General features: G+C 65.4%; 10 protein-coding genes. 6 read left to right on the top strand and 4 right to left on the bottom strand.

Translation table 11 applies throughout. The features are described from left to right. Positions 1–90 precede the first annotated feature (90 nt). The 3 genes from DQ229_RS13545 to acnA all read right to left on the bottom strand — a co-directional run bounded on the left by DQ229_RS13545 (position 91) and on the right by acnA (position 5916). Complete coding sequence (locus DQ229_RS13545; protein WP_114966825.1) at positions 91–2313, bottom strand: NADP-dependent isocitrate dehydrogenase; 2223 nt, start codon at positions 2311–2313, stop codon at positions 91–93. A 238-nt stretch (positions 2314–2551) separates the two neighbouring features. Next, positions 2552–2956 carry a hypothetical protein gene (locus DQ229_RS13540; RefSeq protein WP_155326530.1) on the bottom strand — a complete coding sequence of 135 codons (405 nt, stop codon included), beginning with the start codon at positions 2954–2956 and terminating at the stop codon, positions 2552–2554. Between the two features lie 191 nt (positions 2957–3147). Beyond that, positions 3148–5916: an aconitate hydratase AcnA gene (gene acnA, locus DQ229_RS13535; protein ID WP_114966794.1), complete on the bottom strand. Its 2769-nt coding sequence runs from the start codon at positions 5914–5916 to the stop codon at positions 3148–3150. A 262-nt stretch (positions 5917–6178) separates the two neighbouring features. On the opposite strand from acnA, the gene DQ229_RS13530 reads away from it, so the two are divergent. The 5 genes from DQ229_RS13530 (at position 6179) to DQ229_RS13510 (ending at position 11950) form a co-directional block, all read left to right on the top strand. Further along, on the top strand, positions 6179–6910 hold the full coding sequence (locus DQ229_RS13530) for a DUF1223 domain-containing protein (protein ID WP_114966793.1): 732 nt from the start codon (positions 6179–6181) through the stop codon (positions 6908–6910). 184 nt (positions 6911–7094) lie between these two features. Continuing rightward, on the top strand, positions 7095–7961 hold the full coding sequence (locus tag DQ229_RS16395; protein ID WP_155326529.1) for a hypothetical protein: 867 nt from the start codon (positions 7095–7097) through the stop codon (positions 7959–7961). Between the two features lie 312 nt (positions 7962–8273). Next, positions 8274–9581 (top strand): adenylosuccinate lyase, encoded by a 1308-nt coding sequence (gene purB / locus DQ229_RS13520; protein WP_114966791.1) that lies wholly within the window; start codon positions 8274–8276, stop codon positions 9579–9581. 131 nt (positions 9582–9712) lie between these two features. Then, positions 9713–10813, top strand: a complete 1101-nt coding sequence (locus tag DQ229_RS13515; protein ID WP_114966790.1) for a flagellar motor switch protein FliG — start codon at positions 9713–9715, stop codon at positions 10811–10813. Positions 10814–11050: 237 nt separating this feature from the next. Then, complete coding sequence (locus DQ229_RS13510) at positions 11051–11950, top strand: lysophospholipid acyltransferase family protein (RefSeq protein ID WP_114966789.1); 900 nt, start codon at positions 11051–11053, stop codon at positions 11948–11950. A 223-nt stretch (positions 11951–12173) separates the two neighbouring features. Here the strand turns inward: DQ229_RS13510 and moaA are convergent, their stop codons facing one another. Then, positions 12174–13178 (bottom strand): GTP 3',8-cyclase MoaA, encoded by a 1005-nt coding sequence (gene moaA, locus DQ229_RS13505; RefSeq protein ID WP_114966788.1) that lies wholly within the window; start codon positions 13176–13178, stop codon positions 12174–12176. 84 nt (positions 13179–13262) lie between these two features. Between moaA and DQ229_RS13500 the strand changes: the two genes are divergently transcribed. Beyond that, a complete protein-coding gene (locus DQ229_RS13500) occupies positions 13263–13775 on the top strand; it encodes a hypothetical protein (RefSeq protein WP_238381084.1) in 513 nt (170 codons plus the stop codon). Positions 13776–13777 lie beyond the last annotated feature (2 nt).

Here is a 13777-nt window from a genome sequence, read left to right as displayed (position 1 = left end):
TGGATCCGGGGCGCCCCGGCCGGGCGCCCGCGGATGCTGTTTTCCTTGCCGCGCGCCATCCGCCCGAGCGGGCAGGCGGGGCGGGCGGCCTCAGCCGATGATCCCGTTCAGCGTGGCCGAGGGGCGCATCACCTTTGCGACCTTGGCCGGGTCGGTCTTGAAATACCCGCCCAGATCGGCGGGTTTGCCTTGCGCGGCCAGAAGCTCGCCGGTGATCTTTTCCTCGTTCTCGGCCAGTGCCCTGGCGAGGGGCGCGAAATGCGCGGCCAGTTCGGCATCCTTGTCCTGCGCCGCCAGCGCCTGCGCCCAGTAGAGCGCGAAGTAGTAATGGCTGTCGCGGTTGTCGGGCTGGCCGACCTTGCGGCTGGGCGAGCGGCCCTGATCGAGAATGCCCTGCGTCGCGGCCTCGACCGCTTCGCCCAGCAGCGTGGCCTTCAGGTTCGACCGGCTGCGGCCCAGGAGCTTCAGGCTTTCGCCCAGGGCGCAGAACTCACCCAGGCTGTCCCAGCGCAGGTGGTTTTCCTCCATCAGCTGCTGGACATGCTTGGGCGCCGAGCCACCGGCGCCGGTCTCGAACATGCCGCCGCCATTCATCAGCTTGACGATGGAAAGCATCTTGGCCGAGGTGCCCAACTCCAGGATCGGGAAGAGGTCGGTCAGGTAGTCGCGCAGCACGTTGCCGGTGATGGCGATGGTGTTCTTGCCGGCGCGGATGGTTTCCAGTGAACGCCGCGTGGCCGCGCGCGGGTCGAGAATGAGGAACTTGTCGGCCACGCCTGCGGCCTCGAGCATCGGCTTGACCAGCGCGATCAGCTGCGCGTCATGGGCGCGCGTCTCGTCCAGCCAGAAGATGGCCTCGCAGCCCTCGGCGGCCTGACGTTCGATGGCCAGCTTTACCCAATCCTCGATGGGCGCCTTGCGGACGCTGGACGAACGCCAGATATCACCGGCCTCGACCGCGTGTTCGTGCAGGATGTCGCCATTGGCGGCGACCATGCGCACCACGCCGGCATGGGGCACCTCGAAGGTAGTCGGGTGCGAGCCGTACTCCTCGGCCTTTTGCGCCATCAGCCCGACATTCTGCAGCGCCCCGGCTGTGGTCGGATCGAGCGCGCCGGTTTCCTTGAAATACTCGATCGTCTCGTCGAACACCGGCGCATAGCAGTTGTCGGGGATCAGGCAGGTGGTGTCGGCGGCCTTGCCGTCGGGCCCCCAGCCCTTGCCTCCGGCGCGGATCAGCGCGGGCATCGAGGCATCGATGATCACGTCGGAGGGCACATGCAGGTTGCTGATGCCCTTGTCGGAATCAACCATGTACATCGGCGGCCGGTCACCCATGACGGCGTCGATGGCGGCCATGATCTCGGCCTTTTCGGGCATCTGCTCGATGCGCTCGAACATGTCGCGCAGGCCCGAGTTGGGGTTCACCCCGGCCGCCTTGAGCTGTGCGTCATACTTGTCGAAGACCGGCTTGAGGAAGGCCTTGACCGCATGGCCGAAGATGATCGGGTCGGAGACTTTCATCATCGTGGCCTTGAGGTGGAGCGAGAACAGCGTGCCATCCTTCTTGGTCTTCTCGATCTCCTCGGCGAGGAAATCGCCCAGCACACGCACCGACAGGTAGGTGGCATCCACCACCGTGCCCGCCGGGTAATCGACGCCATCCTTGAGCACGCTGACGCTGCCGTCATCCGCGACCAGCTCGATCCTGGCGGGGCCGGCCTGTGCGGCGCTCAGCGTGACCGATTTCTCGTTGGCGAAAAAGTCGTTGCCAGGCATCGAGGCCACGCGCGTCTTGCTGTCCGCCGACCATTCGCCCATCGAATGCGGGTTCTTGCGCGCGTAGTTCTTGACCGCCAGCGCGGCGCGGCGGTCGGAGTTGCCCTCGCGCAGGACGGGGTTCACCGCCGAGCCCTTGACGGCATCATAGCGCGCGCGAATGTCGCGTTCCTTGTCGGTTTGCGGGTCTTCCGGGTAATCGGGCAGGGCATAGCCCTTTTCGCGCAGTTCGCGCACCGCGGCCATCATCTGCGGCACCGAGGCCGAGATGTTGGGCAGCTTGATGACATTTGCCTCGGGGGTCTTGACCCATTCGCCCAGCGCGGCGAGGTCGTCGGTCTGGCGCTGGTCTTCGCTCAGCCATTCGGGGAAGGCCGCGATGATGCGCCCGGCCAACGAGATGTCGCGCATGCCGACCTCGACGCCGGCAGCCGAGGCGAAGCTGCGGATGATCGGTAGAAGCGAGGCCGAGGCGAGTTCGGGCGCTTCGTCGACCTGGGTGTAGACGATGTCGGGAAACTTCTGGTCTGCCATGTTTTTCAAGCCTTTCTTGCAACTGAATTGGCTATAGTCGACCCATGAGGGCGGGTCTAGCGAGTCAGCGCCGTCACCGGGCGCCGGGAAGAACGGGAGGCCGCGCGCCCGTTTCGGGCGGGGGCCTTCGGCGAGGATATTTTCGCCAAGAAGAAGCGCGGGAATGCCCATTTTGGCCGCCATGGGCGCGGGGTGCGGCGTGACGCCGGAGCACCAAGGCGGGAGGGTGTCAGGGCGGTCATTCGCGCAGGATGAAGGGCAGGGACTGCCGGGCCTGCCCCCCTTCGATGAGGATTTCCCAGCGGCCATGGGCGGTGAACTGGCCGGTGGCGCGCAACTGGCCGGGGGCGGGCTCGCTCAGGTCGGGGAGCACGGGCTGGCCGCCGCTTGCCGGGTGAACGAGTGCCACCTCGGGGCGCGCCGCCGAGGGCCGCAGGGTGATCAGGATGTCGAAACGGTACGAGCCGTCGAGCGAGACTTCGGCGCCCGCGGCAGGGCCGGGGCCTTCGGCAGCCAGTGTCACCGGCATCCGCGGCGAGGCGATGGGCAGCGGATCGCGCACGAAGAAGGTCACGCTGGCCATCACGGCGATCAGCCCGAGAAAGAAGACGGCAATCAGGATCGCGACGAATCTCTGGGTCATCGGTATCTCCGGATCGCGGGCACGGCGGGGGCGGAGCCGCAGGGTGCGGTCTGAACCCCGGCGCCTGCCATCGGGCGGCGCCGGGGCGGGGCGGGCGTTCATGCCCGGGTTTCAGGCCTTGCCCGCGGGGAGGGTGCGGGCCAAGGCCCATGCGGCAGGTGCGCCCCGGTGGCGGCCCGCCGCATGGGGCTTCAGGCGGCGGCCAGGTTGCGCAGCACGTATTGCAGCACGCCGCCATGGCGCAGGTAGTCCAGCTCGACCTCGGTATCGACGCGGCACTTGAGCGTGATCTCGGTCTTGGAGCCATCGGGGCGGGTAATCGTGCAGGGCACTTCCGACAGCGGCTTGAGATCGCCCTCGAGGCCGGTGATGTCGAAGGTCTCGTCACCGGTCAGCTTGAGCGACTTGCGGCAGTCGCCGCCGGTGAACTCGAACGGCACCACGCCCATGCCCACCAGGTTGGAGCGGTGGATGCGTTCGAACGACTCGGCGATGACCGCCTTGACGCCCAGCAGTGCCGTGCCCTTGGCCGCCCAGTCGCGCGAGGAGCCCGCGCCGTATTCCTGACCGGCGACGATCACCAGCGGCACGCCCTGATCCTGCCAGGCCATCGCGGCATCGAACATGGCCATTTGCGACCCGTCCGGCCCCTTGGTGAAGCCGCCCTCGACGCCATCAAGCATCTCGTTTCGGATGCGGATATTGGCGAAGGTGCCGCGCATCATCACCTCGTGGTTGCCGCGCCGCGCCCCGAAGGAGTTGAATTCGCGCGGGGCGACCTGGCGTTCGACCAGGTATCGGCCGGCCGGGGTGTTTTCCTTGAAGGAGCCTGCCGGGCTGATGTGGTCGGTGGTGATCATGTCGGCCAGCATCGCAAGCATCCGCGCGCCGGTGACATTCTCGATCTCGCCGGGTTCGGGCTTCATGCCGCGGAAATAGGGCGGGTTCTGCACATAGGTCGAGGTCGAGGGCCAGTCATAGGTGAGGCTGTCGGGCGTTTGCACGCCTTGCCATTTTTCGTCGCCCTTGAAGACATCGGCGTATTTCGACTGGAACGCCTCGCGGGTGACGGTCTTGTGCACCAGATCGGTGATCTCGGCGTTGGTGGGCCAGATGTCTTTCAGGTAGACGGGGTTGCCGTCCTTGTCGGTGCCCAGGGGGTCGCGGGCGATGTCGATGTTGAGATCGCCGGCGATCGCATAGGCCACCACCAGCGGCGGGGAGGCCAGGTAGTTGGCGCGCACGTCGGGGCTGATGCGGCCCTCGAAGTTGCGGTTGCCCGACAGGACTGCCGTGGCGATCAGGTCGTTGTCGTGGATGCATTTCGAGATCTCGGGCGCCAGCGGCCCGGAGTTGCCGATGCAGGTGGTGCAGCCATAGCCCACAAGGTTGAACCCGAGCGCGTCGAGGTCTTTCTGCAGATCGGCGGCCTCGAGGTATTCCGACACCACCTGGCTGCCCGGCGCGAGCGAGGTCTTGACCCAGGGCTTGGAGGTGAGGCCCAGCTCATGCGCCTTGCGCGCCACCAGGCCCGCGGCAATCATCACATAGGGGTTGGAGGTGTTGGTGCAGGACGTGATCGCGGCGATCACGATCGAGCCGTCATGCAGCGTGTAGTCCTGCCCTTCGACCTTGCCCATGCGGTGATGGCCGATATCGCCGGGGATGTCGTTGGGGGCGGGCTGGCCGCCCTCGCTGGCCCATTCGGACTTGTCGCCATTGTCGGCGCGCTTTTCCGGGCGCTGGCCCGAGATATATTCGCCGAACGCCTTGGAGGCCTGATCGAGCGCGATGTAGTCCTGCGGGCGCTTGGGGCCGGAGATTGCCGGCACGATGGTGCCCATGTCCAGGTGCAGCGTGTCGGTGTAGACCGGGCGATAACCCGCATCACGCCACATGCCGTTTTCCTTGGCATAGGCCTCGACCAGCGCGATGCGGTCCTTGTCGCGGCCGGTCTGCTCCAGATAGCGCAGGGTCTCGTCGTCGATGGGGAAGAAGCCGCAGGTGGCGCCATATTCGGGCGCCATGTTGGCGATGGTGGCACGGTCGGCCAGCGGCAGGTGATCGAGCCCTTCGCCGAAGAATTCGACGAACTTGCCCACCACGCCCTTCTTGCGCAGCATCTCCACCACTTTCAGCACCAGGTCGGTGCCGGTGGTGCCCTCGACCATCTGGCCGGTCAGCTCGAAGCCCACGACCTCGGGGATCAGCATCGAGATCGGCTGGCCCAGCATCGCGGCCTCGGCCTCGATGCCGCCCACGCCCCAGCCCAGCACGGCCAGGCCGTTGACCATGGTGGTGTGGCTGTCGGTGCCCACCAGCGTGTCGGGATAGGCGACTTCCTCGCCGTTCTGGTCGGTGTCGGTCCAGACGGTCTGGGCCAGGTATTCAAGGTTCACCTGGTGGCAGATGCCGGTGCCCGGCGGGACCACGCGGAAGTTGTTGAATGCGTTCTGCCCCCATTTAAGGAAGGTGTAGCGCTCCATGTTGCGCTGGTATTCGCGGTCCACGTTCATCTGGAACGCGCGCGGGTTGCCGAACTCGTCGATCATCACCGAGTGGTCGATCACCAGATCGACCGGGTTGAGCGGGTTGATCTTTTCGGCATCGCCGCCCAGCTCGATGATCGCGTCGCGCATCGCGGCCAGGTCGACCACGGCGGGAACACCGGTGAAGTCCTGCAGCAGCACGCGGGCCGGGCGATAGGCGATCTCGCGCGGGCTGCGGCCGCCGTTCTTGGCCCAGTCGGAGAAGGCCTTGATGTCATCGGTCTTGACGGTCTTGCCGTCTTCGAACCGCAGCATATTCTCGAGCACCACCTTCAGCGCGGCGGGCAGTTTCGAGAACTCGCCGAGCCCGGCCGCCTCGGCGGCGGGAATCGAGTAGTAGGCGACGCTTTTGTCGCCTACTTTCAGGGTCTTGCGCGCCTTGGCGCTGTCGTGTCCGGTAACGATGGGCATGGGTGTGGCCTCCCTCATGTGGCAACAGGGGTCTCGCTGGCCACGCTCATGCCCGATTGTGGGGATGCGTTCAAGGGGGAAGGAGAAAGTTTTGTATACCATAGTGCACTATACTGGCGGGGCAGGACGAAACGGACCGTAAACCGCCGGAAAGCCACACTTGACCAGGTAGTGTGGGGCGCGACCCTCGCAAAACCTTGATTGGCAAAGCGGTTATGGCATGTCTAAATCGCTGTCACCGCAACTGCGAAAGTCTGCCTCCATGCGTCACGTTCCGAGCGCCGCCCTTGCCTTTTTGCTGTGCCTCTTTGCCGCAGTGGGGGCCGCGCAGGTCAGCGCGCAGCAGAACGGGGCGCAGGCTGACGAGGGCGTTGTTGTCGAACTTTTCACCTCGCAGGGGTGTTCGGCCTGTCCACCTGCCGATGAGTTGCTGGCGCGTCTGGCGCAGCGCCCCGGCGTGATCGCGCTGGCGCTGCATGTCGATTACTGGGATTACATCGGCTGGCGCGACAGGTTTGCCAAACCCAAGTTCAGCGCCCGGCAAAAGGCCTATGCCCGTGCCGAGGGCAGCCGCAGTATCTACACTCCGCAGATGATCGTCGCCGGGACGCACCGGGTGGAGGGGCTGCGCCCGATGGACCTGGCCGACCTGATCCTGGAAGAGGGGCGTCGGCCGCCGCAGGTCGAATGGCAGCTGAAGCGGTCCGGGTCGATGCTGGAAATCCACATCGAGGCCGAGCCGCCGCTGGAAGGCGACGTGCTGGTGGAACTGGTGCGCTACCGCGAACGCGAGACAGTCGATATCCGCGCAGGCGAAAATGCGGGCCGGCGCGTGACCTACCATAATATCGTGACAGCCTGGACAACCCTGGGCGAGTGGAGCGGTTCGGGCACCATCGCCTTTCATGTGCGCGCCGAAGGCGAAGAGCCCATCGTCGTGCTGGTGCAGGAACCCGGACCGGGGCGCATCCTCTCGGCGGCGCGCCTGCGCTAGGGGGCTGACACAAGATACCCGTTGATGGTGTTGAGGCCGGAGCGGACGGTCGACCAATCCCAGGCGCTGCAGTTGCTGCCAGTCTGAGGCGGGACAAGGTATTTCGATGAAGGTTGACTAGAAACTACTGGAGATTTGAGCGACTGTTAGGTTCTCCGAGATTTCGACCGTAGCAGGGGTGCCAATGAGCCAGCAGGTATTTGTGGAAGAGTTCGACACACCGAAACACTCCAAGGAACATGAAGCCCTTCAAGCGCTTTCACTGTCACTTCATCGGGCCAATGTTGCATTGATCTTGGTGGGCGCAACAGAAGCCTCTGAAGAACGAAAGCAGTTGATTCGCGTCGCATCCACACACCTGCTTTCTGGGGTTAATACTTTAGTCTCCATCTTGTCTCTGACAAAAAAACTAAGTTTGAAAGTGAAAGAGGCGACCGCACTAACTCGGGGTTTTTATGAGACCTTGCTCGTAGCAGCCTTCACATGTGTTGGGGGACCCGAACGTGCGAGGCGTGCGGAACTTTATTCGGTCTACAAGACGTTTAGAAACCAGACCCAGGCGCATCAAGCAGGTAAATTTGTTCTTCGCGTTTCTCGTACCCCTCGTTTGTCAAGGAAAGACCCCCAAGTTGTCGCCGCATTGGAAATGTTCGGTGGAAGCTCGGGCATCCGTCCTTGCTTCGTTGAAAGTAGGGCAGAGATGCTGGAGCAGGTGGCAGCGTTTGACGCGAGAGCAGGACTGTTTTTTGGTGGTGTGGAAGGAATGATTCACGACGTGAGCTCTGAGATCATTCATGGTTCGTTTCACGGCTATGCTCTCTTTGCCTCGCGCCATAACGGCAAGCGTGAAATGATCGATAATTTGTCGGCCCACCACGAAATGGTATTCTTTTCTGTAAATCTATCGGTTGCTGCGCTGTCACGAGTCCTTGGAAAGACATTCGATACGCAAGATGCAATGGCAGACATTGAACGCTCCTGTGTTTCCTCGTTTATGCCATATGTCCCGGATGATATGGCGACGCAGTTGCGTGCTCTATATCCGGAGTAATATTGTTTTCCGAGGATTTCCGACGCTCAGGCCAGCCCATGCTGCAACCGTAGCGAACGCCCACCCCGCCCCGTAACCCGGTGTCTCGCAATGTCATCCATACAGGCAAAGCCGCGATGGAAGGGCAATGAGAACGATTTGTCAGGTGGCGAATGCCAGGGCTGAACATTCTGGTTGATGCGCCGCCATGTGCCGACGCGCGACAACGGCCCGACCCGCGCCCACGCCCCCGATCACCGCGCGGCTTGCAGTGCGCCCGCGCGCGGTCTATCAGGCGCGCGTCTCTTCCCAGCAAGTGAAAGGCCGCGCCCCATGATCCCGCGCTATTCCCGCCCCGAGATGGTCGCCATCTGGTCGGCCCAGACCAAGTTCCGCATCTGGTACGAGATCGAGGCCCATGCTTGCGACGCCCAGGCCGCGCTCGGTGTGATCCCCAAGGCCGACGCCGAAACCATCTGGAAGGCGCGCGATGCCGAGTTCGACGTGGCCCGCATCGACGAGATCGAGGCCGTCACCAAACACGACGTGATCGCCTTTCTGACCCATCTGGCCGAAATCATCGGCGACGATGCCTCGCGCTTCGTGCATCAGGGGATGACCTCGTCGGATGTGCTCGACACCACCTTCAACATCCAGCTTGTGCGCGCCGCCGACATCCTGCTGGCCGATCTGGATGCCCTGCTGGCCGCGCTCAAGCGCCGCGCGTTCGAGCATCGCGATACCGTCTGCATCGGCCGCAGCCACGGCATCCATGCCGAACCGGTGACAATGGGCCTGAAATTCGCCCGTTTCTACGCCGAGATGGACCGCAACCGCACCCGCCTCGCCGCCGCGCGCGACGAGGTCGCCACCGGCGCGATCTCGGGCGCGGTGGGCACATTCGCCAATATCGACCCGTCTGTCGAGGCGCATGTCTGCGAAAAGCTGGGCCTGCGCCCCGAGCCGATCAGCACCCAGGTCATCCCGCGCGACCGGCATGCGATGTTCTTTGCCACGCTGGCGGTGATTGCAAGCTCGGTCGAGAACGTCGCGACTGAAATCCGCCACCTGCAGCGCACCGAGGTGCTGGAGGCCGAGGAGTTCTTCTCCAAGGGGCAGAAGGGCTCCAGCGCGATGCCGCACAAGCGGAATCCGGTGCTGACCGAGAACCTCACCGGACTGGCGCGGCTGGTGCGCTCCATGGCGCTGCCCGCGATGGAGAACGTGGCGCTCTGGCACGAGCGCGACATCTCGCATTCCTCGGTCGAGCGCAACATCGGCCCCGACGCCACCGTGACGCTCGATTTCGCGCTGGCGCGGCTGACCGGGGTGATCGACAAGCTTGTCGTCTACCCCGAAAACATGGCCACCAACATGAACAAGTTCCGCGGGCTGATCCATTCGCAGCGGGTGATGCTGGCGCTGACGCAAAAGGGGGTCAGCCGCGAAGACTCCTATGCCATGGTGCAGCGCAACGCGATGAAGGTCTGGGAACAGGGCCGCGACTTCATGGAAGAGCTCAAGGCCGACACCGATGTATGCGCCGCGCTCAGCGAGGCCGAGATCGAGGCCAATTTCGACCTCGAGTATCACACCAAGCATGTTGGCACGATCTTCGCGCGGGTCTTCGGCGAAAGCTGAGCCTGCCGCGCTGCCCCTGCCATAAAGCCGCGCCGCCGCCGCCAGCTTGCGCCGGTGGGGTCCTCTCTCAACCCGTCATTAACCCGGCCCGCCGCATTCTGCGCCGGGGTCAGGCAACACGGGCGGAACGGATGAACGCGGGCGCGGCAGGTGAATTTGCGGGAACCGGCGCGGAAAGGGCCGAGATTCTGGATGCACAGCATCCGGGGCCGCGCCGGGCCAGCCAGTTGAGCGGGCGGCAGAAGGCCGCGATCGTCGTGCGGGTGCTGCTGGCCCATGGCGGGCGTCTGCCGCTGACCACGCTGCCCGAACATGTGCAGGCCGCGCTGACCGAACAGATCGGCACCATGCGCCTTGTCGACCGCGCCACCGTGCAGCAGGTGGTCGAGGAATTCATCGCCACGCTCGATGCGGCCGGGCTGGCCTTTCCCGGCGGCATCGATGGCGCGATCACGCTGCTCGACGGGCATATCAGCGCCTCGGCCGCCAGCCGTCTGCGGCGGCTGGCCGGGGTCGGCTCCAAGACCGACCCGTGGGAGCGGATCGCCCGCCTCGATGCCGAACGCCTTGCACCCTTCCTTGCCGAGGAAGGCGTCGAGGTGGGGGCGGTCATGCTTTCCAAGCTCAGCGTGGCGCGCGCGGCTGACCTGTTGGCCCGCCTGCCCGGCGAAAAGGCGCGCCGCATCGCCCATGCCATGGCGCGCACCGGCCGGATCGACCCGGAAACCGTGCGCCGCATCGGCCTGTCGCTGGCCGCGCAGATTGATGCCCAGGCCCATCGGGCCTTCGATGCCGGGCCGGGTGAGCGGGTCGGGGCGATTCTCAACTCTGCGCCCTCGCGCACCCGCGAAGACGTGTTGCGCGGCCTAGACGCGGATGCCCCCCGTTTCGCCGCCGAGGTGCGGCGCGCGATCTTCACCTTCGTCCATATCCCGGTGCGCATCGCCGCGCGCGATGTGCCCCGGATCGTGCGGCAGGTGGCAGACGATGTGTTGCTGCGCGCGCTTGCATCCGCCGGATCAGGCAGCGAGGCAGAGCGCGCCGCGGCCGAGTTTCTGCTGACCCATCTGCCGCAGCGCATGGCCCAGAACCTGCGCGACGAGGCCGAGGAACTCCCCGCGGTCAGCCCGCATGACGGCGAGGCCGCAATGAGCGAAGTGATCGCCGCGATTCGCGCGCTTGATGCCGAGGGCGAAATCACCATCGTCACCCCCGAGGACGCGGCGGCCTGAGCCTCCGCCACCGCGCCGCGCGTGCCTTGTGGCACCGGTCGGCGCGGCACCTGCGCCCCATGCCCCGCCCCCCGCGCGCCGCGAACCCGCGCGGATCGCGCCAGGCGCTCTGCGATCCGGCGCTTGAGCTTGCGCGGGGCGCGCACTATGACTGCGCCCGACCCTGGGCCGCGCCCGCCGCGCCGGCCCCTGCGACGCAACCGGCAAGAGGCAGGCGGTTTGGCCAGATTCCCGAAAATGCGGACCGTTCGCGACTATGTTTTCGCCCGGCTGGTGGCCGGGCTGCTCTGGGTGGGCTTCCGTCTGCCCTACAGAACCCGGCTGCGGCTGCTGGGGGCGATTGCAGGGCGCATCATCGCGCCTGCGGTGGGCTTTCGGCGGATCATCCGGCGCAACCTGGCGCTGGTGTGCCCGGACCTGCCCCGCGCCGAGGTCGCGCGCATCGCCCGCGAGGTGCCCGACAACGCCACCCGCACCCTGATCGAGATTTTCTCGGGCGAGGAGTTTCTGAAGGTTGCCGCCGCCGCCGAGATCCACGGGGCAGAGGGCCTTGCCGCCCTCGAGCAAGCCCATGCCAGCGGGCGGGGGGTGATTCTCGTTTCGGGGCATTTCGGCAATTACGACGTGCCGCGCGGCGTGCTCAGCCAGCGCGGCTTTCGCGTAGGCGGGCTTTACCGCCCGATGAGCAACCGGTTCTTCAACCCGCACTATGTCGCCGCAATCTCGCGCATCAGCCAGCCGGTGTTTCCGCGCAGCCGTCGCGGCCTGGCCCAGATGGTGCGCTTCCTGCGCGGCGGCGGCATGGTCGGGATGCTGATCGACCAGCGCATGCGGCATGGCGCGCCGCTGAAATTTTTTGGCCACACGGCCTATACCGCGCTCTCGGCGGCCGAGATGGCGCTGAAATACAATGCGCTCGTGGTGCCCGTCTACGGGCTGCGCCGCGCCGATGGCGTCAATTTCGACCTGCTGATCGAGCCGCCCATCGCCCATACCACGCCCGAGCAGATGACCCAGGAACTCAACGACAGCCTCGAGGCGCATGTGCGCCGCCACATGACCCAGTGGCTCTGGCTGCACAACCGCTGGAAGCCCGTGCATGCGCGCGACCGCAGGAAAAAGCGCGCCGCCACCTGACAGGGTGCGATCCGGGCGCGCCCGCCCGCTATTGGGCACAGGCCCGCCCCTTCACTGTGATGAAAATATCCACGACGCAACGTCGGCCAAAGGCGCGTGGCCGCGACAGGGGCGCGCCGATTTGCAGCAATTCGGATTTTCGTTGAAACACCGAATTTTCGCAGCTTCATGTTCTGGCGCAATGTTCGAGCCGTCAGGCCATTCCACCTGACTTGAAATTGCTCTAGCCGCCCGTGTGGCTCATGTGGCGGGTCATCTGGCCATCGACCTTCTGGCGCGAATAGTCGAAATCATGGCCCTTGGGCTTGCGCGCGATGGCGGCGCGGATGGCCTCTTCCAGTTGCCCGTCACCCTCGCTGGCGCGCAGCGGCGCGCGCAGGTCGGCCATGTCCTCCTGCCCCAGGCACATGTATAGTTCGCCGGTGCAGGTCAGCCGCACGCGGTTGCAGCTTTCGCAGAAATTATGGGTCAGCGGCGTGATGAAGCCGATCTTCTGCCCGGTCTCTTCAAGCTGCACATAGCGCGCCGGGCCGCCGGTGCGCTCGGCCAGGTCGTGCAGGGTGAAGCGTTCGGCCAGTCGGCCGCGCAGGTCCTTCAATGACCAGTACTGGTCCAACCGGTCCTCGTTGCCCAAATCGCCCATCGGCATGACCTCGATGAAGGTCAGGTCCATCCCGCGCTCGGCGCACCATTCCTGCAGGGTGAACAACTCGTCTTCGTTGAAGCCCTTGAGCGCGACGGTGTTGATCTTGATGCGCAGCCCGGCCTCCTGCGCGGCGTCGATTCCGTCGAGCACCTGCGCCAGCCGCCCCCAGCGGGTGATGTCGGCGAATTTCTTCTCGTCGAGCGTGTCGAGCGAGACATTGATGCGCCGCACCCCGCAATCGGCAAGCTGCCGCGCGAATCGGCGCAGTTGCGAGCCGTTGGTGGTGACCGTCAACTCCCGCAGCGCACCGCTTTCCAGATGCCGCGTCATCTTGGCGAAGAACGACATGATGTCGCGTCGCACCAGCGGCTCGCCGCCCGTTATCCGAAGCTTTTCGACCCCGAGTCGGACGAAGGTGGAGCACATGCGATCCAGTTCTTCGAGCGACAACAGTTCCTTCTTCGGCAGGAAGGTCATGTTTTCCGCCATGCAATAGACACAGCGGAAATCGCAACGGTCGGTCACCGAAACCCGAAGATAGTTGATCGGGCGGGCGAATGGGTCGATCAAAGGTGTGCTCATGCCTGAAACCTAGCCACGCGGATGTGTTCGGGCAAGTGCTGACCGTGCATTGATCGGGCAAAATTCGCGGGCTAAGCAGGAATCATGGCACCGATCCTGAAATATATGGCTTTGGCGGGCGGTCTTGTGCTGCTGAGCGGATGCGGTGCGTTCGATCGGTTTCAACGCGGCGGCGCTGGCGGCGCGGAGGTCGCGCTGGCCTCGCCCGTTGCCGATACTCCGCGGCCCGCGGCGCGGCCGGGCAGCGGGGGCGTGCGCCCGCCGTCCGGGGCACGCACCGCCGAGGCATTCGACACCACCACCCAGGCCGAGCGTGTCGCGGCGCTGGCTGCGCCGGCGGCGCAGGGGCGGGAGCTGGGGCGCACCACGGCCAGCCTCGGCCCGCCGGGCGAGCCGGGCTTCTGGCTGCGCACCGGGCTGGTCACGCAAGCGGCCGAGGGGCGTGTGCTGCATGCGCCCAGCGGCGCCTCGGTTCAGGTGGAGCTGCGCCCCTCCGGTGCGGCGCCGGGTTCGGGCAGCCAGCTTTCGCTGGCCGCGTTCCGCGCGCTGGAACTGCCGCTTACCGCGCTGCCCGACCTGATAGTATTTGCGCAGTAGCA

The sequence above is a fragment of the Alkalilacustris brevis genome, from assembly GCF_003350345.1.
GTDB classification, from domain to species: domain Bacteria; phylum Pseudomonadota; class Alphaproteobacteria; order Rhodobacterales; family Rhodobacteraceae; genus Alkalilacustris; species Alkalilacustris brevis.
Note: the sequence above shows the minus strand (reverse complement) of the source record. Positions and strands in the feature narration are given on the sequence as shown.